Raw genomic sequence first — 23,530 nt, 5'->3', positions numbered from 1 at the left:
ATGCTATTTGAATCCCGCCTCGAGTCTTTTCAGGTATTCCATCTGATCCTCAAGGAACGAGGACGGATTCATGTTCAAATCGTACCTGACATCTTTTCCAAACTCAGGGCATCTAGGGTATAAAAACACCTCTCCTAGCAGACCCAGAGTCAGATTCCTCTCATTTATGTTTTCATACTCGCTTTCGAGCACTCTGAAAATATCCATTGAATTTTCAAGGCATACCTTCGAAAGCTCGAATATGCTCTCCCTCGAAGCCCCTCTTATGAAGCTTGGATATGCGTATGGAAGTATCATATTCAGCGACGGTATAATATTGCTCTTTGGACTGTACTCCCTCCACAGGGCGTCTCCGCCCATAAACGGATACAGCAGCTGTTCTGTGAACCAGATTCTAAGGTTAGGTATGAAGTATGCGCTGTCGACAGCCCTGCCCTGTATATCCATTAACTCCTTGCCTCTGCCCGATAGCATTCCTACTATTATCTTCTTGACCTGCACGCCCTCTTTTTTGAGCAGCGGATCAAGCACTTTTATCCTGTAGCCTTTGTTTAGAATGTCATCAATTAGTATTACAGGACGATTGAAGGACTTAATCATCTTTATCTGGTTTTCAAGATTAAGATAGTGAGGAAACTGTTCTATCCGGAATGACGACATGTCCCTTTCAAATATCTTCTCGGTATGGAGAGCCTTTGTAACAGTATTTGGAATGGTCAGTCTGTTTAGCACATTTCCAAACGGAACGCACATTGAGTCGCCTAGCCGCCTTGGATTCAAGGGCGTTGTCGGCACCCCGTTTTCTCTGCATATCTTCTTCATGAGAGTCTCTTCCATGAGCCTTCTGTCAAAGGACAGCACAAGGTTCCCGGGATAAAGCTCCGCAAGCGCCTTCTGCAGCCTTTTTCTTGCAATATTAATCTGATTTACAACAAGAGGATTGTCGCGGAAGGGGTATTTCATTATGCTTCTTATATCAAGATACAGGCTGCACGGTCTGCTCATATTGACCGCAAACACGCCTCTTTTTTCATGTGTGCACCTTTGCTTTGTAAAGCCCTGCAGCTGAAGCGTTTCGTACAGCTCCTCGTCCTGTTCCATGTCAATGTTGTTTATATATACTGCGTAACCGTAATCCCTGGATATGCAGTAGGACAGCGTCTCGGTAAGAATTATCTGGTTTAAATTTTCTATTCCGCAGTTTCTGTCTATGAAAATGCCGCTAACGAGTATAATCCTGCCTGTATAATTCTCTCTGACAGATTCTGATATCTGGCTGTCCTTGAATTCATTGAATATCTGGCTGGACGCTAGCCAGTTGAATGCGGAATAACCTATTATCTTGTTGTTTTTCTGGTTATCCTTTACTATCAGTATGCTGGCAAGCGGCTTTTCAGAAAACTCCTGGAGCTTCTCGAGTGCGCTGTTGTACTCCTCATGGTGGAAGTTGAGCGCTAGATTCTCTATAAGCGAATCCCTGATGTCAGAAACTATCTCAATGTCAAACTGGAGCTTTTGAATAAGCGACTTATAAGACGGCTCTCTCCTGTAGAGACCGTTGTCGTATATATATCTTTGCACCATCGGGTCTACCAGCTTTGATATGTCACGGTTTTCGTCAATGTAATTCCTTATCCTCGTGGAGCTCACATCCTCATACCTCGGGGGCAGGAACAGCTTTATTATCGGGGCCTTTATGTTTTCAAGCGCCTTGTCAAGCACCTTGTCTGTATCCTCCGTCTCAAAATGGCTCCTTCTCTCAAATACAACGTGAGGAAATGTCTGTATGGAGTTTTCAGTTACCGGGGCCCTGTATGCGGTGGCGTTGAGAACGACATCGCTGCCCACAACTATATGCACGTCATGCCTCTTGAAATTTTGCCTAAGAACCTTGAGGTCCCTTGGATTGGTAAGATTCACAGGAAAATCCTCGGGGTAGATGTATACGCTGAGCTCATCAGCTATCGACATGTTCATTATGTTTCTTCTTATCATGTTTGGCTGAGTGCTTTTCGACCATGAAAATTCGTCGACAGCCAGATACACCTCGAAACCCTTCTTCCTTATGGCCCTGACTATCTCCCTGTGGCTAAGAGAAAACGGATCAAAAGTGCCAGGGAAAAACGCAACTTTTTCCGGAGATTTAAGCTGAATGTCGCCGTTTATGAACATGTAGTCCGATATGAACCTGTATATGTTGTTGAGGACCGCAGAGTTGTTGAGAAATGTCAGCTCTTCCTGCTTTTCGGCCGCAATAAGCGTCAATATCTTCTTTGCAATAAGGGCGAATATGTCGCACTTGTGCTCCAGCTCAATGTCCGGATTGCCGAAAATCTCGCTGCCTATAACGCTGAATGCCATCTGCTTGACCTGGTTGTCATTGTGTGCAAGCCCGCTAAGCAGTATTCCAAGCTTCTTTGCAAACCTCTTTTCATACCTTTCGCTCTTTTCGCCGAAATAAGCCTTGTAGTTTGCATAGTTTGCTATGCAGACACCTATTGTCCTAAGCAGGAGAGAATTAACCCTCGCTCCAGACCTTTTCATCTTCTCGTTCAGATCGTCGGTTAAGCTCTCCATGTTTTCAGGAGAAAGATACATTAGAATCTGGCCAAGATAGTGCGGTATATACTTGGTGAACTGATATTCCTCTATCTCCAGCGACCTGAAAAGTTCTATAGCCACGTCGTATCCCTGTTCCTGAGGAAGCAGCGGGAACATCTTGAGCAGAGCCTCTCCTGATTTTAGCCTGGTGCTCTCATTCGGGCTGACCTTGAGAAGGTTGCAAAAATGAAGCGCCGTGTACAGGCCGTAGCTTTGGAGATTGGAAAGCGAATAGTCAAGCAGCATCTCAATATTGCTCCTTTTAACAACCCAGCTCGTGGTGTTCTTGAAGTTGCTCAGGAATATTTCCGATATCTCTGTCTGCTCCAGCTCTAATTTATCAAATGTAGCTTCACCTTTTTTCAGTCCCATTATGAGATTTCTGAGGGCCCATTTTTCGTATTTGTCTTCAAGTATGCTCTCTTTTTCAATCAGGCTCGCAGCCATTAGCTCAATATAGTCATCTTGAAGCTTTCCGGCCTTGCACATATCGCCGAGCACTTCGTACGCCAGAAGCCTTACAGTCTGCTCGCTGCTTGAGATTGTATCTTCCAGGTATTTAAGGAAAATATCTGCTTGGGCCCACTCGCCTGAAAATGGTATGAACTGCAGACTTCTTAAAAGATAAAGATGCATGCTGTCATTGTAGCCTTCTCCTTTTTTATAATAGGAGGATAGAACCTCAACCAAGCCGTCATTACTCTTGGCTTTTGAATTCCTGAACACGGCCTGCAGCATAATGCTCAGCGCTTCTCCTATCCACTGCTGGTGGATTCTTATTATATTGTGGTCCGGATATAAAAATAGCTTCATGAACCTGTCAAGCACCTGATAGCTTGTCATCTCTGGCGACTCAAGCTTTACATCATCCGGCACATCCTTCCTATACTCCTCGTCAAAGTTGGCTATAAGCTTGCCTATTATTTCGCCGCAGCGCCTTCTTATGTCGTCCTCGGGGTGTACGAGCTTTTCATACAGGAATCTCATTGTGATATACTTTTGTCTTTGCGTGAGGTATGTCGAATATTCCTCGAATATCTCGAGATACTTGCGAAGGTTGTTCCAGTCACGCTCGCTTCTTGCAAGTTCTATTATCTGGTTGAGTGAGAGCTCATTCCTAAGCCTGTGCATTAGGTTGATATTATGGCTGACCGCAAGGTACTTGAAATTTTCCACCACGTCGCTCCCCTTCATCAGGGCATAATACTTTTTGATTGGCACTGAATATGCGACTTCCCCTTTTGTGGGAACTACCTGTATGCCTATGTCTAGCATGAAATCCTCAAAATCCCTTATCTTGTTGTAAACCTTGAGATATCTTCTGCGCTTTATGTCGTCTACATTGTCAAGCTTATCGAGTATAACGTCGAAGGATTCCTTGAGGCTGTATATGTGCATTTCTCCGTTTGCATTGTTTTTGACCCTGAAGTCCGAGTATATGAGTATAAGAGACTCAAGCGAAAGGTTTTCAAGCTCAAGATCCCATACAGAATGGTTGAGCGCCACATTGCCTATATATGATATGTCATGCTTTTTGAACCACTGGTCGGTGTAATAATAGTGCAGGTATGGGACACGCTTTAGCTCGGCCGTCTTGCAGCCGTATTTTCCTATGTCGTGTCCTAGCCCCGCTCCCGAGACCCTTCCCAGATCCACTGGTATGCCTGCGCTTTTGAACTGTCTTCCTACAAAAAGGGCAAGGAAGTGAACACCGCATATGTGGTCGAGGTTGTTATATTCTGTTATCTCCTGATTTAGCTTCATCAGCTCATAAATGTGTTCCTTGGCGAATGCCTCCTTGAGCCTTTCGTACTCTCCGAAATCCTCAAGTCCTCTGATTTCGGCGTCAGTCAGGAATTCAAGGGGATACCTGCTTTGCCATGTGCAGTCATCCGTCTTTTTCTGCTCCCCATTCATTATCCTGCAAAATTCCAGATATAAAAGTGTAGGCCCCTCAATATCTTTTGAAAGCTTCAGCTCGACAGACTCAGGGAACGACTTGTCCAGCAAATACTGGTAAGAGTAATTCAGCCAGTCCTCAGGCTCCTTGCCGCGGGCCATCTCGTCCATCAGCGGTCTTAATATATCCAGCATTTTTTTGCACGAAAATTCCCTTTTTTCAATCAGCTTTTTTGTTCCTTTTTCAAACTCATCTCCGCATAAAAAGTCATTTATGAGTTTCGATTTAATGCTGAACTCCTCGTGCGGTATTTGCGAGAGAATTTCTCTTTTCAAAAATCTCTCTTCTCCCAGCCTGTTTTTTATATTTTGGAGAATTTCATCTGTAACGCCCTTTTGTGCCCTTTGCATTCAAATTCCTCCAGACTCTATTCATATTAAGCAGCATAGCCGCCATTTTCTATGTCTTGTCAAAATAATCTTATACCCATTTTATACTGTTTGGAAAACCTTTGAAAGCAAAACAAAACCGCATGATGCCATGCGGTTAAAATTATACCTATTTTTTTTCAACTCTCAGTACGCTTTCAATTTTTGACACATCATTGCTGAGCTCTATTTCCTTAAGCGCCGAATCAAGCCTTGCTCTTTCAGTCTCATGTGTTATGAAAACAAGAGGCACTGTATCCTCTCCCCTTGACCTTTGTATCACGGACCTGAGGCTGACCTCGTACTTGCCGAATGCAGAAGTTATCCTTCCCAGAACTCCCGGTTTGTCCTTAGCGCTCATATGGACGTAATATGCTGATACTCCTTCACCCTCAAGCTTGAAGCCCTTGTTCTCGTTTCTAAGAGGAGCTCCAGCCTTGTAGTCTGTACCTATAATTTTTGATATCTCAAGTATGTCTCCCAGCACAGCGCTTCCTGTTGGAGTCGAACCTGCGCCTTTGCCGTACAGAAGAAGCTCTCCAACTGCATTGCCCTTCACAAGCACAGCATTGAACTCATTGTTGACAGATGCCAGCGGATTCGCCAAAGGCAGGAATGAAGGCTGTACATGGTACTCAAGGCTGTTTCCTTTTCTTCTTGCCGCAGCCACAAGCTTTATCTTGTAGCCCAGCTCCTTTGCAAATTCGATATCCCTTTTGGATATCTTTGTTATCCCTTCCCTTGGAATCTCTGATGGCGAAAGCTTTATGCCGAATGCGACTTCTATGAGTATGGCCAGCTTGAAGGCAACATCCTCGCCTTCAATGTCAGAAGTAGGGTCAGCTTCTGCAAAGCCCCGTTCCTGCGCGAGCTTTAATGCCTCTTCAAATTCCATTCCCTGCTCGTCCATCTGAGTAAGTATGAAGTTGGTAGTACCGTTTATTATGCCGCATATCTCATCCACATTGTTTGCTGCAAGGCTTTGAGTGAGAGTGCTTATTATCGGTATTCCACCGCCAACGCTGGCTTCATACCTCAACTCGACACCGTTTTTGCAGGCCAGATTGTATATTTCATCGCCTTGCGTTGCAATGAGCGCCTTGTTAGCAGTTACTATGTGTTTTTTATTTTCAATCGCCGTCCTTATATATCCCCCGGCAGGCTCAATTCCGCCCATAAGCTCCACAACTATGTCTATTTCAGGATCGTCTATCACTTCTGCTACGTCAGTTGTGAACAGCTCTGCTGGCACACTTACATTCCTTTGCTTGCCAATATCCCTGACAAGTATCTTTTTTATCTGAAGCTTTTTTTGTATGTGAGATTCTATCTTATCCTTGTTGTCCTCTAATATGCTGTAGACTCCCGAACCAACAGTTCCAAAGCCCAAAAGCCCTATCTTTATGCTCTCCATCTTATCGGCCCCTTATCCTTTATATTTATATATTCAAATCTAGCTAAGCTGGAATTTTTCGTGCAGCTTGGACATTCCGTTTTCGGCGTTTTCTCTGTCTATTATGCATGAAATCTTTATCGAGGAAGTGCTTATCATCTGTATGTTTATTCCAAGCTCATAAAGCGCTTCGAAGAACTTGGACATAACTTCCGTGCTTCCTGCAAGACCTGCTCCCACAATTGAAAGCTTAGCTACCGAATCGTCATAAGTCACTCTTTCCGCGCCGATTGTCTCTTTTATATTCTCGGATATTTTCAGAAAATCCGGCAGATCATCTTTTTTTATGGTAAACGATATGTCGTTGACAGAGAGTCTGTTGACATTCTGAATTATCATGTCCACATTAATGTTATTGAGCGAAAGCATCGAGAAAAGCTTAAAGGCTATTCCTGGCCTGTCAGGCACCTCGAGCACGGACACCTTTGCTATGTCGTCGTCTAGCGATATTCCCCTTATGGCAACCTTTTCAATCTGATCCATGTTGACAATCTCCGTACCCTCGCTGTCGGCAAAGCTTGATCTTACAACAAGCGGAACATTGAATTTGCGCGCGAGCTCCACAGATCTCGGATGGAGTACCCCCGCTCCGAGCTCCGCAAGTTCAAGCATCTCGTCATACGATATTCTTTTCATAAGTCTGGCTGACTGAACCTTTCTTGGATCGGCTGTATAAACGCCCTCGACATCCGTATATATTTCACACTTTGCAGCACCAATCGCCGCTGCTATAGCAACCGCAGTAGTATCCGAGCCGCCTCTGCCAAGTGTTGTTATGTCCTGATTTTCATTAATCCCCTGGAAGCCTGCAACTATTATAATCTTGCCTTCTGAGAGCTCCTTGTGAAGCCTTTTTGTGTCTATGTTGTTTATTCTAGCCTTTTTATGACTTGAGTCCGTGATTATTCCACACTGTGCCCCTGTAAGCGATACTACATCGTGCCCCATTGACTGAATTGCCATAGCAAGAAGAGCCACAGATACCTGCTCACCTGTGGAAAGCAGCATGTCCATTTCCCTGTTTGAAGGATTAGACGAAATCATCAAAGCCTTTTCAATAAGCTCGTCTGTAGTGTCCCCCATAGCTGAAACAGTCACAATCACATCATAGCCCTTGCTTTTGGTATCGATTACTCTCCTGGCCACGTTTTTTATTTTTTCTATGTCCCCTACTGATGAGCCTCCGAATTTTTGTACTATAATCTCCTTCATGAATATCCCCCTAAACACAATTTCAAAATGTTGTTTTTATTTCGCGTACATCTGTTTTTTCTATAGACACATTCTATCACATAAATCGCTTTTGTAAAGGTCAATTTTCAAAAAAACATTGGAATTGTGGTATTTTTAAAGTACATACGGAGTTTCCTGATAAACATAGTAGTTAAGCCAGTTGGAAAAGAGCAGGTTTGCATGCGATCTCCATCTTACAACAGGCTGATTCGACGGATCGTTGTCCTTGAAGTAGTTCCTTGGAATTTCTATTTCAAGCCCCTTAGATACGTCCCTGTCATACTCTCCCTTCAGCGTGCACGGATCATATTCCGAGTGTCCTGTGACAAATATCTGCTTGTTGTCCGCACTTTCAACTATATAGATACCCGAATCCTCAGATTCGCTTACAATTTTTAAAGCTTCCACCTTCTCGATGTCCTCTTTCCTAACCTCCGTATGTCTTGACTGCGGCACATAGAACTCGTCGTCGAATCCCCTTGTGAGAATGCTGTTATTGTCAACGACCGAATGCTCGAATACTCCAAACATTTTTTTGTCAAGCGGATGCTTTGGAACTCCATAATGATGGTACAGCCCCGCCTGCGCCCCCCAGCATATGTGGAGTGTTGACGTTACATTGCGCTTTGAATAGTCCATTATCCTTTTGAGCTCTTCCCAATATGTCACTTCTTCGAAATCAAGGTGCTCTATGGGAGCTCCTGTTATTATCATGCCGTCGAATTTCTGGTCTTTTATCTCGTCGAAGGTGTGATAGAACGCGTCAAGGTGCTCCTTTGAGGTGTTCTTTGACTCATGGCTCTCAGGGTGAAGCAGTGTGAGCTCGACCTGCAGTGGGCTGTTGCTGAGCAGTCTTACAAACTGCGTTTCAGTCTGAATCTTTGTGGGCATCAGGTTTAGCACAACTATTCTAAGGGGCCTTATGTCCTGCGTATAGGCCCTCTGTTCGTTCATCACAAACACATTTTCTTCTTCAAGTATCTTCTGGGCTGGAAGCCCTTCTGGTATTATTATTGGCATATCATACATCTCCTTTATTTTTGCTGTTATATTTGTATTTGTTATCCCCCAAGAAGCCTGCTCTAAAAAAGGCAATAAAAAAACCAACTCTGAAAGTCAGAATTGGCCGTTTATACACTAATTAACACTCTGCCATATTTGCAGATTCAATTATCCATGTATAAAAACCTTTTTCTCATCTTCCAGTAAAATAAACACTGCAGGAATTAGCACATTTCCAGCTATGCTGGCTGTTGCCGGGCTTCATAGGGCCTGTCCCTCCGCCTCTCTTGATAAGAATTGGTTATCGCTATTAATTTTTATTTATCCTAGTATAATTGTGTTTTGACCTCATGTCAATATTTTTTGCTTCCATTTCTTATATTTTCTGCGAAAACACTTGTGCGCAATCTGAAATCAGTATATCATATGTTGTAAATATTAATAAAATATATAGAAAACACATATAAACGGGGTGGCGAAAATGGACATATTATACAAGAGTACACGCGGCGGGGAAAGCGGCATAAACTCTCCTCTGGCCATAGTAAAGGGGATAGCGGATGATGGCGGACTTTTCGTACCGGATCACATACCTTCAATAGATGTTGACTTTGACAAGCTCAAGGGATACAGCTACAACGAGCTTGCCTGCTACATCATAGGCAAATATTTTCCCGAGATTGAAAATTTGAAAAGCTGCATAGACAGCGCATACGATGATAAATTCGACTCAGACTCAAGGGTGGACTTGGTTGAAAGCTGCGGTGTAAGCTTCCTTGAACTTTATCACGGGCCTACGGCAGCCTTCAAGGACATGGCACTTTCACTGCTGCCATACCTTATGACAAGCTCTATAAAGCAGCTTTCACTTGATAAAGAGGTTGTAATACTTACAGCCACATCAGGCGACACTGGAAAGGCTGCTCTGGCTGGATTTGCAGGCGTGTCTGGTACAAAGATAATAGTATTCTTCCCAAATGACGGCGTAAGCAGTGTACAGAAGATGCAGATGGTTACTCAAGGCGAATCCAACACATTTGTTTATGCAATAGAGGGCAACTTCGACGATGCCCAGACAGGCGTAAAGAAAATATTCGCCGACAAGGAGCTGGGCTCGTATCTTTCAGAGCACGGCTATATGCTGTCGTCAGCCAATTCAATAAACATAGGCAGGCTTGTGCCTCAGATAGTCTACTATGTGCATTCTTACCTGGAGCTTCTAAGAAACGGCAGACTTGCAGAGGGCGACAAGATAAACTTTGTAGTGCCAACAGGCAACTTCGGGAACATACTTGCAGCATATTACGCAATGCAAATGGGAATTCCTGTTAACAGGCTCATTTGTGCGTCAAATGAAAACAACGTTCTTACAGACTTCCTCACAAGCGGCACATACGACAGAAACAGGTCTCTAATAAAGACAAACTCTCCATCCATGGACATACTCGTATCCAGCAATCTTGAAAGGATGCTCTACCACATGAGCGGCGGAGACGAATCAAAGGTCAAAACTTTCATGGACAAGCTAGGCAGCGAAGGCGCATACTCCATAACCCCTGAAATGAAATCGAATTTTGATTTTGTTTACGGCGGCTACGCTTCTGAAGAAGAAACGCTAGATACAATAAGCTCTGTATACAGTGATTGCAGCTACCTAATGGACACCCATACAGCCATAGCCTACAAGGTATACTCCGACTACAAGGCGTCTACAAGCGACTCGACATACACGGTGATAGCTTCAACAGCCAGCCCGTTCAAGTTCACAATGAGCGTTGCCAACGCCATAGGCGAAACAGGCGGGGAAACTGACGAATTCAAGCTTATGTATAGCCTTTCCGAAAAGACTGGCATAAAAATACCAAGAGGCCTTGACGGGATAGAAAAACTCAAGATTGTTCATGATACTACATGCAAAAAAGAAGAAATGAAAGATGTTGTAAAAAAATCGCTCGGACTTTAAAAAACAAATAAAAAAGATATCGAATCCGCATATTGGGTATATAACAAATATGATATTCCAATTTTTATTCAAGGGAGTGATATTATGCAAATATGGTTCATATTTTCGCTCGTGTTTGCAGTGTTTGTAGCCCTTTTCGCGGTTTTGAATTCTGAAATAGTAACCATAAGGGTACTGTGGGCCAAGTACGAGCTTTCCCAATCCGTTGTCATACTAATATCAGCGGCATTCGGCGCTCTTGTAACCTACACCATGAGCCTTTTTGGAAAATTCAAATCAAGTATGAAATCAAGGGAAATAAAAGGTTCTGTTTCAGTCCTGGAAAAAAGGATAAACTCGCTTGAAGAGGAAAACAAGAACTATCAGATAGAAGTAGAGCGCCTCAAGGCGCAAGCTCATGCCCTTGAAGCATTAAAAGATACAGAAAGCGGCGATACGGGGAAAAACTAATTCCTCGTTCGCCGCTTTCTGTTTGCCTTGAAATGAATTTGTTAATCAATCTCTTTTTTCGTGACTTTTCTGAGCACCTTCATTACTATTTCGAAAGGATAGCCTTTCCTTGAAAGAAATCCCCCGAGCTTTCTGTATATTGCGTCTGGCTCGTCGTTTTTGTAGCTTCCCCTTAGTTTTTTTCTTGCCAGCTCCAGAGCAGCCTCATATTCCTTTTCATCGCTAGTCAGCTCTTCGACAATGCTCTGCGTGACTTCCCTGCTTATGCCCTTCTGGGAGAGCTTCATTTTCACGGCCCTGCTGCCCTCCTTCTTAGAGCCCAGGAGGCTCTGCGCATACATTCTGGCAAAGCCCTGGTCATCGACGTAGCCTCTTTTTCTGAGCTCTTTCATTATGTCTTCTACAAGTCCTTCGCCATACCCTTTTCGCCTTAGCGAATCCGCCAGCTCCTTTTCGCTCCTCATCCTGTATGAGAGCAGCCTCAGAGCCGAATCCATTGCCTTCGCCTTTTCCTCTGACTCTAGGAGTATTTCTATATCCGCCTTGCTCAGCAGCTTGCCTGGCGTTATTCTGTGCTCCACTATCACATCTTCATGTAAATCAGCTATGTGCATTTCGTCTGAGAACAGTGACCATACGCCCTTTGAATATTTTTTCTGTTCAACTTTGGTTATTTTTATCATGTCCTTATCCCTTTATGACCATAAGAGGCCTTAGTTTTGCAACTTTTTTCGCTATTCCGGCCTGATGCACAACGTCGACTACGCTCTCCACATCCTTGTATGCCTGCGGAGCCTCCTCGGCGACTCCCTTTAGCGAGCCTGCCTGAATGTGTATTCCTCTGTGCTCGAGTTCATTTATTATGCTTGTGGCATCGACTCTTCTCTTTGCCTCGCTTCTGGACATCTGCCTGCCTGCGCCGTGGCACGACGACCCAAAAGACAGCTCCATGCTCCTGTTGGCCCCCGCAAGTACAAACGACGCCGTGCCCATGCTCCCTGGTATTATAACAGGCTGGCCTACAGCCCTGTAGTCCTGGGGAACCTCTGGATTGCCCGGGCCGAACGCCCTGGTCGCGCCCTTTCTGTGGACGATCACCTTTTTAGGCTGTCCATCAATCATGTGTGTCTCTATTTTGGCGATATTGTGCGCCACGTCGTACAGGAGCTCGAGGTCTTCCAGCCTTCCCCCGAAAATGTCCCTCCAAGCCAGCCTTACGCTGTGCATTATTGCCTGCCTGTTAGCCCATGCGAAATTCGCAGCTGCCGCCATGGCGCCAAAATAATTCTGACCCTCCGGGGAGTCAAATGGCGCGCATGCAAGCTCCCTGTCAGGTACCACTATACCATAATCCCTCATTTTGCCCATCATTATTTTTATATAGTCTGTGGCCACCTGGTGTCCAAGACCCCTAGAGCCCGTGTGTATAAGCACTGTAACCTGGTTTTCAAACAAGCCGTAGGCATTTGCACATTCCTCGTCGTAGATTTCTTCAACCACATCTATTTCAACAAAATGGTTGCCTGCGCCCATAGTTCCAAGCTGGTCTTCGCCCCTTTTCTTGGCATGATGAGACACCATATCAGGGTCCGCATTATCCAAACAGCCATGAGACTCGGTGTGCTCAATATCCGCTTCAAATCCGTAATCCTTCTGAACCATCTTTCTGGCGCCGTATCTGAGCACTTCATCAAGCTTAGATTCTGAAAGCAGTATGTCTCCTCCCTTTCCGACTCCAGAAGGTATTGACGTATAGAGGGCTGCCCCCAGGAGTTTTATTCTGCTTTTTACGTCGCTCAACTCTAGCTGTGACTTTACAAGTCTAACGCCGCAATTGATGTCATAGCCTATACCGCCTGGTGAAATTACCCCGCTGGGCCACAGGGTCGCCGCCACGCCGCCTATCGGAAAACCGTAGCCTTCATGCACATCCGGCATTACTATGGCCGCGCTTTGTATTCCGCGGAGGGTGGCCACATTTACAAGCTGCTCTACCGACCTGTCCTTAAGAACGTCATCTAGCATCTCCCTGGTCGCAAATATCCTGGCCGGCACGTTCATGTCGTCTCGAAAGCTCTTTTCTATCTCCCACATATATGGAGCCTTTTTCCTCATGTCAGTTATCTTTATCAAACTCAAAACCTCTCTTTCACTTATATGTCAAACACTATTACGCTCTCGTAATTCCCCTGCTCGTTCTTTATCACCTCAGCCTCATGGTATGTCACCGCCTTGATGTCCTCGTCAAAGCCATCGACAAAGGTGCCGTGGAGCACCGCCTCTATTCTCGAACTGGTCAGGCTCTCTATGTCAATTCTGCTGAATATGCTGTAATGCGACTGTGTAAGCAGCAGCACTTCGGAGAGAAAATCAATAAGCAGGCATGTGTAGTCCATAGATTCAACGCAAATCTTCATGAGGGAAGGTTTCGGCGATCCTTCTACATCACCTCCTGCTATTATGCTGTTCATACCGTCAAGCGCAGCCTTGAAAAGCTCCTCCATACTGTCGGCTTCTACCTTCAGCCTGATATCGCATATATGTTCCATATAGCTGTATTTTCTCATAAATTCTCCTTTGAAATGCCGTCAAGAAATAAGCGAAACTAAATGTATTTATTATACCCTTTATTTCTATTGCCAAATTCAATCCACATATAATTATTCTCAATGACAGTTTCTGTTTAATTTTTGCTACTCCGGTTATAAATATAGTGTGTACTTTTTATGTACAAATTGTGTTATAATATACTTGGATACAATTTTATCAATCCCGACACACTGCATATGCTGCAGACTATCAAAACTAACTATTAAGTAAAAAGGAGTATTCGATATGACTAAAAAGGTCATGGTTTGTGTGACAAAGCAAAAAACATCAGAGAGGCTCATCAGAAGCGGCTACAAGATTGCAGGCCCGGAAGGTGAGCTCTATGTGCTGCACATCACCGGAAAAGACATTTCAATGGCCAACTGCGAAGTAATACAGCACCTTTTTGATGTTTCCAAGAAATACGATGCCCAAATGAGCATACTTCACTCGACAAATGTTGCGAGCACAATAAAAAAATTCGTTATAGACAACGCCATTGATGCAATAGTACTCGGCGAGTCAAAAGAAGAATCAGTAAAAAGCGACATGGCACTTAAGATTACCGAAGGCATGCCCGATACGGTAAAAACATACATAATCCCCATGTCATACAGCTATTTGGACAAGGATGTTGTTTAACCCGCCTCTGGCGGGTATTTTTGTGTTTTGAAAAATATTGTGATTTAATTGCTAATCTTGGGTATATCTAAATAAGATAAGCAGGTCTTATTAAAAACTAATTGGAGGTTGATAATATGTCTAAAACAGTAATTATGGGAATAAAGATAGGACACAGGGAAGAGGATGCTCTAAAGGTTCAAAAACTCCTTACGGAGCATGGCTGCATAATAAAGACAAGGCTGGGCCTCCACGCAGCTCCTGAAGCTGCCAACGCTTGCAGCTCAATAGGACTTGTGCTTCTTGAGTTCTTCGCTGACAAGGCAGACGAGATCAAAAAGCTAGAAGATGAGCTTAGTACAATCGAAAGCGTATCAGTTAGCAAAATGTCCCTTTAAATTTAGATTGGAATTCATAAAAACAGCCGGCTTAGCCGGCTGTTTTATATTATATATAAATTTACGTATAAGTTCTGGTATTGCAATTATTTGGCGATATTATTATCAAATGTACCAAATAGCTGCTCAACAGTCACTACAAGTTCATTGTACATCTTGCAGCCGCTAAGATCCTTTAGGCTGTTCACCAGCTCTCTGTAATACCATGCCTGACTTTCGAAATCAGCGTTGAATATGTTCCAGAAATCCATGCCCTTTTCAACGTGATTTTTAAGCATGCTTCTGGAATTGCTGAGCTTGTCGGCGCACGACACAAGCTGGATGTCCCTGTTGGCCGTCTTGAGGAAATTGATTGTATGTCTTTTCCTAATCTCCCAGGGTATACTCATCCTGTCTTCTAGAATTTCAGATGCGCCAATTACGGTTTCGCATATTTTCGCTCCGAATTTGTCATGAAGCCTTGAAACATTCACATCAGTATCCTCGAGCACGTCATGAAGCAATCCAGCTGCAATGACACTGCTTGAAGCCCCGTTTTCCTGGAGTATCATGGCCACCTCGACAGGATGCACTATGTATGGTATGTTCGTGCCCTTCCTGAACTGATTTGAATGAGCCTTCGAGGCAAACTCCAAAGCGTTGTTAATAATCTCATATCCCTTGCTCACAATACATTCCCCCTTCTCGAACAGTGAATGTAGACTAATTATAATATATAATCGACAAGGTGTGTTAGATTATTTTTCCGATTTGAAGTACGGGCACGCCAAACCTATGCATTCCTTGTTTTTTGCCTTGAATGTGCACACAGGCATATAGTTTTCATAGTCGTACATCTTAACGCCCAGATTCTTGTCGGCAAACCTTGCGGCTTCGTTTATAGCTGTAAAAACATTTCGCTTGCAGCATCTTGGGCCTCCTATGCTGCCTATTGCTATGAGTGACGTACCAGTCATAAGATTTGCAAGGCCCCAGCTCTCCTTTGTCAGAGGCGTGGCCTCTGTGACTACGCTCAGGAATATACCTGTGCCTACAGCCGCTCCGCAGTTGCCCTGAAAACCGCATATGCCGCCAGGCACGTCCTTGGCCCTCGCTTTTGCAACAGCAAGCTTTTTAAGCTTGCTCCTCTTATCGCCCTTAATATTGTAATACGATGTTATGAGAACGGCCGGCACAAGAAAGTGATGCTCAGGTCCGTGCATGTTTACCGAAGGATTCTTCATCAACTCTGTGGCCATGTCTATGGGATTAGTGTCCGCAGTCTCCTTGCAGTACTTTTCTATAAGATCAAGCGCATTCACAGAGTGGCAGTCGTCGCACACGTAGTGTCCGCTCTTGCAGGTAACATTGGACTCGAACTTGCCATGGCAGTATACGCACTCGACCTCCTTGTAGTCCTGCCTGTATATCAGCTCTTCCCCGCAGATCATGCAGTTGTATGAATGCTTTAATGGTTTATCAAATGTAGTCATGTATAATCTCCTTAAGCCCATAATATGTAAAAAATAGAGTACACACATATTTTATAATATAATATAAAAAAACACTACTCTTAAAGAGTAGTGTTTTGCAATTTATTTTTTTCCTCATTCTGCTGTCTTTCAAAACGCCCTGCGTGTTCAAATTTAGGTTCAATAACCAAATCCCCCTCGCTATTTATATAGCCCCACTTGTCCTCTATCTTTACTGCGGCCAGACCTTCCTGAAAAAGATCTACCTCAGTGAACTGAGGCTCAATTACAATATCTCCTTCTCTATCTATATAGCCCCACTCGCCATCTATCTTAGCTGCTGCCAGGCCTTCATTTAAAAAACTCAGACCGTCAAATCGAGGTTCAACAGTGAAATCTCCTTCGCCATCTATATAGCCCCACTCGCCATCCATCTTAGCTGCTGCCAGACCTTCATTAAAAAAACTCAGACCGTCGAATAGCGGTTCTATTACAAAGTCTCCTTCACTATCTATATAACCCCATTTGCCATCATAGCAAACCATAGCTAAACCTTCATAAAAATCCCGCGCATATTCATATCGAGCTTCTATTGCTACATTGCCTTCCTTATCTACGAAGCCCCACTTATCACCTATTACTACTCTGGCCATACCTTCACTAAATGTGCTTATACCATCAAATCGAGGCTCTATGACAAAGCTGCCTGTCTTATCTATATAGCCATATTTGCCGTTGGCATTCGTTCCTGCCAAGCCTTCTGAAAAAACGCTTGGATAACCGAATCGTGGCTCTATAACAACCTTTCCTTCCTTGTCTATATAACCATATGCTTCCCCAATTCGTACCGTTGCAAGTCCGTCACTGAAATAGCCTATATAATCATATCGGGGCTCAATTATTCTGTTCCCCCTCCAGTCTATATATCCTTGCTTTCCTCCAATCTCAACTCGGGCCATGCCACCTTCGAAGTCATGCACAAAATCATATTTCGGTTCTATTGCAAAATTGCATTCCTTGTCTATAAAACCCCACTTGCCATCAACATTTACTGCTGCCAGACCTTCTGAAAAGCTATTTACAGCGTCAAACTCCTGCCCGTTTACAGCATTCCCTTCCTTGTCTATATAGATCCATTTGCCACTACTCCTTACCGGCGCAACAGCTCTATCTATTTCAAAATTAATATATACTGCTCGGTTTTCTGCATCCCAGAAAACCACAGCTCCTATGATTTCACTCATAAATCGTACCGGCACTATAGTTCTTCCATTTACTATTTTAGGAGGGGTATCCAGATCTGTTTCTTTTCCATTAACCATTGCCTTATTGCTGCCAATATGCATCTTAATTTGAGTGTCATTCTTAGATGCGCTTATTTCTTTAGCCGCGTCGTTCCACTTCACAGCCATCCCCATTTCCTCAGCAATTATCCTTATAGGAACCAGCAATCTTCCATCTGCAACAACGGGCTTGACCTCAAGTTCCATCTTTTCACCGTTGATATACAAATACACATCTTGATTTTCTGCATTAACCATATTAGCTACGAATAAAAAAACTATCACTATCATAAATGTTATTTTTCTCATGACAATCACTCCCGAATATAAAATTATCCGTAGCTGCGACCAAAACAAAATCCCCTGTGCCCTTTAATCCCATGCCTATCATACATATACCCTTGAACAATCAGCCTGTCACTCTTTTTTATTTGCTGTCAATTTCAATGTGCATACTATTATCAACCTTATATTTAAAATCAATCACTTTCTCACTATATGCCTGAATATTTACTGTAAATTTTATATGGTCAGCTGTAATTTTGGCGTAATCATCTGTTGTAGAAATCATTTCCCAACTCTTATCTTTATCCATATAGCTATGAACTTTGATAATTATTTCCTCATCTTTGTGATTCGAAATTATGAATTGCTTCCTGTAATTTTCAACATTACCTGTTCTCTTGTGTTCCATCACTCGTTCTTGGCATTTTATGTCAAAAGCATTTCCTGTATTCAGCTTTATTTTTTCTCCTTGATGAATGTGTTCTATCGAATCCTCCCCTATGAATTCAAGATTCCCAACTTCGCCGTCATCTTTATAGGCTTTTATTATACCTTTAGGCAGAGGTATCCCTAATCCGTTCTCGGGCTTATTTTCTATTTCAATAATAACCTTTACATCGTCATCGTGACAATCTAGATCATATTCATAGTACCTTGCATACTCTACATCATTGCAACTGAAAAAGCTTATTTGCTTGTCTTGATTGTTTTCAAGTGTTGTAGAATTCTGCAAAGAATACATATGATAGTCATAAAAAGTTTTTTTCAAAATATTCCCTGGCGCATTTTCATCCGAACTCATTATTCGAGGAATTCCATGGCTCGATTCTTTCTTATATCTGTTAACATCGCCAGCTATAAGCTTAATTTGGGCATCTTTAAATGTTGCACCTGAATTATTAGAGATGTTTACCCGACCTGCAAACTTCAAGGATTTATCATGCATTTCTATTACATAGTTAGCAATCCACGACAGTCCATTAGTTAAATATGAAACCTTGACTTCTTCTGATTCTTCCAGCCTTATTTTCCATATCAACGCAGGTTTAACTATTAATCCCCCTGGAAGTTCCGGTAAAATAATCTCAGCGCTTGGATTCAGCAGAATTTCCTTTGTTTCTACATTTTCTAGCACAATCCCGTCCTTTGTGCTCAGCAACCTGCATTCATTCTTTGACTTTTCATTCTTATCATATATATATATAATTTTATCCAGATATTTTTCTAAAAGCTTCTCTCTACTAACCAAGTCATAGTCATAATTGAATTCCTCTACGTCAATACATTCTACGATAAGTGAATCTATTTCTATCTTTTGAGCAACATCCTGGAATTGAACAATATTTTCATTTCTATCTATATCTATTTTTCGTCTTTCCTTTACCATACCGAATCCGTCGTTATATATCGTAATAGCTATATCTGTTGTTTGATCAGAGCTTGAAATATATGTCATTGACAACAACCTCCCCCTATTTATTTGATATTATTTTCAATACCCAAAAACATTCATTAGTAGCAATCCAGGTGCCGCAAAAAAATGAATATAAAATGTTATAAATCGCTAATTTTGGGTTCTTTCCGTAGTTAGTTTAAAAGTTTTTTATGCTGAGTTATAATTATGAAAATAAAACTATCAAACGGGTGGAAATGCAAATGGATGATTTTATTAAACTGTTAGATAAAAATTTAGAGTATGAAAAACATGGAATAATCGGAGATACTATTTATATATATGTGCATTCAACTCTTGAAGCCTTAGAATGTCCATACTGTGGAGTTATGTCTTCAAGATGCCATTCAAAATATACAAGAAGTTTTCAGGATCTGCCAATGCAAGGTAAAAAGACAATCATAGTTTTAAACAATAAGAAAATGTTCTGCGACAATCCTGATTGTGAACATACAACCTTTGCAGAATCATTCTCATTTATCAAAGGAAAATTCAAGAAAACGGAACGTCTTATTAATGAAATCATTCAGGTGTCTAAAAATATGAGCTCAGTTGAAGCATCGAACTATCTGAGAAAAAATGTTGTGAGGGTAGGTAAATCAACGATTTGCGAACTTCTAAAAAAAGGGGTCTGAAAATTGTTAGGGAAGGTGTCCGCATAATTTGCATTGATGATTTTGCTTTAAAAAAAGGTCAACGGTATGGAACGGTCATGATCAACGCAGAAAATGGGAAAGTAGTGGATATCCTTGATTCGCGCGACAGCGCAGACGTTGTAAAATGGCTTAGCACATTCCCTGACATCAAAATCGTTAGCAGGGATGGTTCGCGAGCCTATGCCAAAGCCATTGCTGATTCCGGATTTGATCGCATTCAAGTAAGTGACCGGTTTCATATACTAAAAAACTTGACAGAATATGCGAAAAAATACTTGGTTAGGACATTGCCAGGAAATGTGTTAATAAATGCACCTGCATCAGTAAGTTATGAAACTACGGATATTCCAAGTATGCGCGGAAAATACCATCATAGAACAAAATGGGAGCTCATTGAATCAGTTCAGCTAATGCGACGAGACGGTTATACTATAAATCAAGTATGTGAATTGCTAAGAATCGGAAACAAGACGGTTATGGCGTATGAGAAAATCAAGGAAGATCATAAGGACAAATATATTAACGTTATGCTAGCGAAGAGATACTCTGCTAATGAAAAAGAAAGTCTCAAGGCGGAATTGATAAATCAGGCTAAGAAATTGCTGGCAGATGGATATTCAACAACAAAAGCATCTGAGATTTTAGGCATCAGCGAAAGAACAGTAAGAAGATACAAGACCGCCGATCCATCCGGACGTCACGGCCTCAAAGGTTTGCATAGGGGAAGCAAGCTTGATCCATACAAGGAAGAAATACTGGCGCTAGCCGCAAAGGGTCAGTCTTCTGTAAAAATAATGAACCAAATCAAAGAAAAAGGCTACATGGGCTCAAGCGCCATCATTCGAAAGTTACTACATGAATATAGCATTGGTGAAGCACAGCAATTAAGCTCCGACGAGAAAGTCAGAATAAATAGAAGAGATCTGATATCACTTCTATACAAAGATGTGTCCAAAGTGGATACATTGAAAAATGAATACCTTGAGGAAGTGTACAAAATTCACCCTGAGGTACAGAAGATCTATCAGATTATAAAATCATTCAAACAACTACTATTTTCCAAGAAGCCTGAGGAACTTGACATCTGGATTGCCGATGCTAGCACATTTGGCATCAGTGAGATCAACTGTTTTATTTCAGGTATTGAAACTGACATCGAGGCTGTAAAAAATTCTATCATATATCAATATAGTAACGGCCTTGCAGAAGGTACCATCAATAAAATAAAAGTGATTAAAAGAATAATGTATGGACGCTGTGGATTTCAAATGTTGCGACATAAGATTTTTTTAAATAGCAAATTCAACTAACTGCGGAAAGAACCCAGTTCAAGCTAGCAAAAACAACAAAAAAACACCGCCATTAAAAGCGATGTCTTGATCAAATTATTAGAGTGAGTAAGCCTATAAGCCGAGTTCTGTCTTGAATAGTCATCTATCTAGGCCTTATGTTACCATAAGGCTCAAGCGACCTACCTCCGGGACAGGGACGGGCAGCCCCCTTTTTGAGTCCCTACTTGGTCTTGCTCCGGATGGGGTTTACATAGCCGGTTAGTCACCTAACCGCTGGTGAGCTCTTACCTCACCTTTCCACCCTTACCAAAAGGCCGAAACCTTCTGGCGGTATCTCTCTGTTGCACTATCCTTAGAGTCGCCTCCACTGGGGGTTACCCAGCACCCTCGCCCTACGGAGCTCGGACTTTCCTCGTCTGCCAAAGGCATCCGCGACTATCCAGCTTACTCACCATATTTAACTAAACTAGTATATCATCCTTGATGCTCGTTGTCAATTTCGCGTCGCTTCCGGAGCTTTCGTATTTTTATACACGCCTATTCGTGAAAACGAGTTGCGAAACGCAGTTTTATCCGCCAATACCAGCCTATGGTATGTATACCAAACCCTAGAATATTCATAGTCTATGTCATTTCACACACCCACCCCAATACCTTCTTTTTGAATTTTGTATTTGTTTTTTTTATCGAAAATATTTATTCATTACTTTTTTTTATATTTATAAACAAAATTCATTTCATGATGTACACTATTCATTAAGGACATTTGCCGTTCTTAAACCGTCAAACAAACACCATCTTTTCACTATTTTTCTGAAGGTTCTGTATTATGCAGAGCCTTAATATTTCTTTTATTTTTATTTTCGAGGAGGATTATTTACAATGGCTGATTACAAAGAGCTTTGGACATCACTTGACATTGACTTGGAAAAACACGACCAGCTTTGCGCTGTTCTGCCTGAATTTTACGGTGAAATATACATGCAGCAAGAAAACAGGCCTGAAGGCATGAACTACTACAACTTCGTCGTATCTGAAATCCACGGGCTCAGGGTTCAAGAGCTTGCTGACATGAGAAAAGACGGAAGAAAGGTAGTAGGAACATTCTGCGTATACGTGCCTGATGAAATAATTGTAGCTGCAAACGCTGCAAGCGTCGGCCTTTGTGCCGGTTCTGAATTCTGGCATCCAGACGGTGAAAAAGTCGTGCCAAGAAATACATGTCCGCTAGTAAAAGCCGCAGCCGGAGCACTTGTTGGAAACACATGTCCATACTTCAAATCATGCGACATGCTCGTTGGCGAGACTACTTGCGATGCTAAAAAGAAGCTTTGGGAGACTTTCGCAGAGTACACTCCTATACATGTTATGAATCTTTCAAGCATGAAAAGGGAGCAGGACTACATAAACTGGCAGGGCGAAATAAAACTGTTCAAGGAAAGAGTGGAAGAGCTAACAGGCGTTGAGGTAACTGCTGAAAAACTTAGCGAATCTACTAAGCTGCTTAATGACAAGAGAAGAGCTCTCCAAAGACTTTATGAAACAAGAAAAGTGGCCAATCCTCCAATAAGCGGAAAAGACGCACTACTTGTAACTCAAATTGCATTCTATGATGACCCTGCAAGATTCACTCAAATGACTAATCAGCTCTGCGACGAGCTTGAAAAAAGAATAGAAGAAGGCAACGGCGTATTTGACAAAAAGGCGCCAAGAATACTTATAACTGGCACTCCAATGGCTATACCTAACTGGAAACTTCATCACATAATAGAGACAAGCGGCGGGGCTGTGGTTGCAGAGGAAACCTGCACAGGTGTGAAATACTTCCAGAACCTTGTTGACGAGTCTGCTGCTACCCTTGAAGACCACTACAAGATACTGGCAGACAGATACCTCAAGACTAACTGCGCATGCTTTACGCCGAACACTTCAAGAATTGACGATATAATAAGACTCTACAAGGAGTATGCGGCTGACGGCGTTGTATACTACACGCTTCCATTCTGCACTACTTATGCTGCTGAATTTAAGGCTGTAAAAGATGCTCTTGCAAAAGAGAACATACCTGTTATAAACATAGAATCAGACTATGGTCTTGAAGATGCAGGACAAATAAAAACTAGGCTCGAAGCTTTCTTCGAGATGATAAGCAACAAATAGAAATCAAGGTGGCTGTAAAATGGAAGCAGAATCCAAGTCTTTCGTGCTTTTTCCTTCTCATATGCATGGCTTGTCGCTTGAAAAAAAACTCAAGGAAAACGGGATTAAATATGCTATAAGCCCAACTCCAAGGGAGCTCAGCTCATGCTGCGGCATATCGATTATGATAAGTTCGGCAGATGTTGAAGACGTTGAGAGAATACTGTCTGAAAACCCAAGCATAAAGGCGGATGGAATTCACACGATAAGGCAGCAATCTAAAAAAAGATTTTTTGACTTTTAATTTATAGATACACCATGCTTTAATAATAT

General features: G+C 42.4%; 19 protein-coding genes, 1 other RNA gene and 1 riboswitch. Of the genes, 8 read left to right on the top strand and 12 right to left on the bottom strand.

Annotation, left to right across the window (positions count from 1 at the left end; genetic code table 11):
• Nucleotides 1-3: 3 nt before the first annotated feature.
• From GT589_RS09015 to metA, 4 genes are all read right to left on the bottom strand, one after another.
• Complete coding sequence (locus GT589_RS09015; RefSeq protein ID WP_293398350.1) at nucleotides 4-4,911, bottom strand: cytidyltransferase; 4,908 nt, start codon at nucleotides 4,909-4,911, stop codon at nucleotides 4-6.
• 148 nt (nucleotides 4,912-5,059) lie between these two features.
• Nucleotides 5,060-6,343 (bottom strand): homoserine dehydrogenase, encoded by a 1,284-nt coding sequence (locus GT589_RS09010; RefSeq protein ID WP_293398349.1) that lies wholly within the window; start codon nucleotides 6,341-6,343, stop codon nucleotides 5,060-5,062.
• Nucleotides 6,344-6,382: 39 nt separating this feature from the next.
• Nucleotides 6,383-7,594 carry an aspartate kinase gene (locus GT589_RS09005; protein WP_293398348.1) on the bottom strand — a complete coding sequence of 404 codons (1,212 nt, stop codon included), beginning with the start codon at nucleotides 7,592-7,594 and terminating at the stop codon, nucleotides 6,383-6,385.
• Nucleotides 7,595-7,729: 135 nt separating this feature from the next.
• Nucleotides 7,730-8,635, bottom strand: coding sequence for a homoserine O-acetyltransferase MetA (metA, locus tag GT589_RS09000; protein WP_293398347.1), 906 nt, complete (start codon nucleotides 8,633-8,635; stop codon nucleotides 7,730-7,732).
• 172 nt (nucleotides 8,636-8,807) lie between these two features.
• Nucleotides 8,808-8,914, bottom strand: a riboswitch (SAM riboswitch).
• 184 nt (nucleotides 8,915-9,098) lie between these two features.
• On the opposite strand from metA, the gene thrC reads away from it, so the two are divergent.
• Complete coding sequence (thrC, locus tag GT589_RS08995) at nucleotides 9,099-10,580, top strand: threonine synthase (protein ID WP_330582896.1); 1,482 nt, start codon at nucleotides 9,099-9,101, stop codon at nucleotides 10,578-10,580.
• 84 nt (nucleotides 10,581-10,664) lie between these two features.
• On the top strand, nucleotides 10,665-11,030 hold the full coding sequence (locus GT589_RS08990; RefSeq protein WP_293398346.1) for a LapA family protein: 366 nt from the start codon (nucleotides 10,665-10,667) through the stop codon (nucleotides 11,028-11,030).
• Nucleotides 11,031-11,071: 41 nt separating this feature from the next.
• Here GT589_RS08990 and GT589_RS08985 read toward each other — a convergent pair whose 3' ends face one another.
• The 3 genes from GT589_RS08985 to GT589_RS08975 are packed head-to-tail and all read right to left on the bottom strand — an operon-like array spanning nucleotide 11,072 to nucleotide 13,597.
• Complete coding sequence (locus GT589_RS08985; protein WP_293398345.1) at nucleotides 11,072-11,713, bottom strand: regulatory protein RecX; 642 nt, start codon at nucleotides 11,711-11,713, stop codon at nucleotides 11,072-11,074.
• Nucleotides 11,714-11,717: 4 nt separating this feature from the next.
• Nucleotides 11,718-13,163, bottom strand: a complete 1,446-nt coding sequence (locus GT589_RS08980; protein ID WP_293398344.1) for an RtcB family protein — start codon at nucleotides 13,161-13,163, stop codon at nucleotides 11,718-11,720.
• A 20-nt stretch (nucleotides 13,164-13,183) separates the two neighbouring features.
• Complete coding sequence (locus GT589_RS08975) at nucleotides 13,184-13,597, bottom strand: archease (RefSeq protein WP_293398343.1); 414 nt, start codon at nucleotides 13,595-13,597, stop codon at nucleotides 13,184-13,186.
• Between the two features lie 268 nt (nucleotides 13,598-13,865).
• On the opposite strand from GT589_RS08975, the gene GT589_RS08970 reads away from it, so the two are divergent.
• Together GT589_RS08970 and GT589_RS08965 are read left to right on the top strand one after the other, a co-directional pair.
• Complete coding sequence (locus GT589_RS08970; protein WP_293398342.1) at nucleotides 13,866-14,261, top strand: hypothetical protein; 396 nt, start codon at nucleotides 13,866-13,868, stop codon at nucleotides 14,259-14,261.
• Between the two features lie 116 nt (nucleotides 14,262-14,377).
• Nucleotides 14,378-14,638 (top strand): hypothetical protein, encoded by a 261-nt coding sequence (locus GT589_RS08965; RefSeq protein ID WP_293398341.1) that lies wholly within the window; start codon nucleotides 14,378-14,380, stop codon nucleotides 14,636-14,638.
• An 86-nt stretch (nucleotides 14,639-14,724) separates the two neighbouring features.
• Here the strand turns inward: GT589_RS08965 and GT589_RS08960 are convergent, their stop codons facing one another.
• The 4 genes from GT589_RS08960 to GT589_RS08945 form a co-directional block, all read right to left on the bottom strand.
• Nucleotides 14,725-15,306 carry an HD domain-containing protein gene (locus tag GT589_RS08960; protein ID WP_293398340.1) on the bottom strand — a complete coding sequence of 194 codons (582 nt, stop codon included), beginning with the start codon at nucleotides 15,304-15,306 and terminating at the stop codon, nucleotides 14,725-14,727.
• Between the two features lie 69 nt (nucleotides 15,307-15,375).
• Entirely contained in the window at nucleotides 15,376-16,110 is a 735-nt protein-coding gene (locus GT589_RS08955) for a DUF5714 domain-containing protein (protein ID WP_293398339.1), read from the bottom strand.
• 80 nt (nucleotides 16,111-16,190) lie between these two features.
• Entirely contained in the window at nucleotides 16,191-17,681 is a 1,491-nt protein-coding gene (locus GT589_RS08950; protein ID WP_293398338.1) for a WG repeat-containing protein, read from the bottom strand.
• A 118-nt stretch (nucleotides 17,682-17,799) separates the two neighbouring features.
• Nucleotides 17,800-19,113, bottom strand: coding sequence for a DUF4139 domain-containing protein (locus GT589_RS08945; protein ID WP_293398337.1), 1,314 nt, complete (start codon nucleotides 19,111-19,113; stop codon nucleotides 17,800-17,802).
• Between the two features lie 200 nt (nucleotides 19,114-19,313).
• Between GT589_RS08945 and GT589_RS08940 the strand changes: the two genes are divergently transcribed.
• Both GT589_RS08940 and GT589_RS08935 read left to right on the top strand, forming a co-directional pair.
• Entirely contained in the window at nucleotides 19,314-19,745 is a 432-nt protein-coding gene (locus GT589_RS08940; RefSeq protein ID WP_293398336.1) for a transposase family protein, read from the top strand.
• Complete coding sequence (locus tag GT589_RS08935; protein ID WP_293398335.1) at nucleotides 19,718-21,076, top strand: ISL3 family transposase; 1,359 nt, start codon at nucleotides 19,718-19,720, stop codon at nucleotides 21,074-21,076. Before GT589_RS08940 ends, GT589_RS08935 begins: the two co-directional genes overlap by 28 nt.
• Before the next feature lie 80 nt (nucleotides 21,077-21,156).
• On the opposite strand, the gene rnpB is transcribed toward GT589_RS08935, so the two are convergent.
• Nucleotides 21,157-21,509, bottom strand: an RNA gene (rnpB, locus tag GT589_RS08930) — RNase P RNA component class A.
• A 431-nt stretch (nucleotides 21,510-21,940) separates the two neighbouring features.
• Between rnpB and GT589_RS08925 the strand changes: the two genes are divergently transcribed.
• Nucleotides 21,941-23,218: a double-cubane-cluster-containing anaerobic reductase gene (locus GT589_RS08925; RefSeq protein ID WP_293398334.1), complete on the top strand. Its 1,278-nt coding sequence runs from the start codon at nucleotides 21,941-21,943 to the stop codon at nucleotides 23,216-23,218.
• A gap of 19 nt (nucleotides 23,219-23,237) precedes the next feature.
• Entirely contained in the window at nucleotides 23,238-23,501 is a 264-nt protein-coding gene (locus GT589_RS08920; RefSeq protein ID WP_293398333.1) for a DUF3343 domain-containing protein, read from the top strand.
• Nucleotides 23,502-23,530 lie beyond the last annotated feature (29 nt).

Origin of the sequence: Peptoclostridium sp. (assembly GCF_009881055.1) — a bacterium.
GTDB lineage: Bacteria > Bacillota > Clostridia > Peptostreptococcales > Peptostreptococcaceae > Peptoclostridium_A.
The sequence above is the reverse complement of the archived record's forward strand: the minus strand, read 5'-3'. Positions and strand labels throughout refer to the sequence as shown.

Bases quoted from the DNA above. Each gene is read 5' to 3' on its own strand.
- GT589_RS09015 (WP_293398350.1), bottom strand. From the start codon at position 4,911: ATGCAAAGGGCACAAAAGGGCGTTACAGATGAAATTCTCCAAAATATA.
- GT589_RS09010 (WP_293398349.1), bottom strand. From the start codon at position 6,343: ATGGAGAGCATAAAGATAGGGCTTTTGGGCTTTGGAACTGTTGGTTCG.
- GT589_RS09005 (WP_293398348.1), bottom strand. From the start codon at position 7,594: ATGAAGGAGATTATAGTACAAAAATTCGGAGGCTCATCAGTAGGGGAC.
- metA (WP_293398347.1), bottom strand. From the start codon at position 8,635: ATGCCAATAATAATACCAGAAGGGCTTCCAGCCCAGAAGATACTTGAA.
- thrC (WP_330582896.1), top strand. From the start codon at position 9,099: ATGGACATATTATACAAGAGTACACGCGGCGGGGAAAGCGGCATAAAC.
- GT589_RS08990 (WP_293398346.1), top strand. From the start codon at position 10,665: ATGCAAATATGGTTCATATTTTCGCTCGTGTTTGCAGTGTTTGTAGCC.
- GT589_RS08985 (WP_293398345.1), bottom strand. From the start codon at position 11,713: ATGATAAAAATAACCAAAGTTGAACAGAAAAAATATTCAAAGGGCGTA.
- GT589_RS08975 (WP_293398343.1), bottom strand. From the start codon at position 13,597: ATGAGAAAATACAGCTATATGGAACATATATGCGATATCAGGCTGAAG.
- GT589_RS08970 (WP_293398342.1), top strand. From the start codon at position 13,866: ATGACTAAAAAGGTCATGGTTTGTGTGACAAAGCAAAAAACATCAGAG.
- GT589_RS08965 (WP_293398341.1), top strand. From the start codon at position 14,378: ATGTCTAAAACAGTAATTATGGGAATAAAGATAGGACACAGGGAAGAG.
- GT589_RS08955 (WP_293398339.1), bottom strand. From the start codon at position 16,110: ATGACTACATTTGATAAACCATTAAAGCATTCATACAACTGCATGATC.
- GT589_RS08950 (WP_293398338.1), bottom strand. From the start codon at position 17,681: ATGAGAAAAATAACATTTATGATAGTGATAGTTTTTTTATTCGTAGCT.
- GT589_RS08945 (WP_293398337.1), bottom strand. From the start codon at position 19,113: ATGACATATATTTCAAGCTCTGATCAAACAACAGATATAGCTATTACG.
- GT589_RS08940 (WP_293398336.1), top strand. From the start codon at position 19,314: ATGGATGATTTTATTAAACTGTTAGATAAAAATTTAGAGTATGAAAAA.
- GT589_RS08925 (WP_293398334.1), top strand. From the start codon at position 21,941: ATGGCTGATTACAAAGAGCTTTGGACATCACTTGACATTGACTTGGAA.
- GT589_RS08920 (WP_293398333.1), top strand. From the start codon at position 23,238: ATGGAAGCAGAATCCAAGTCTTTCGTGCTTTTTCCTTCTCATATGCAT.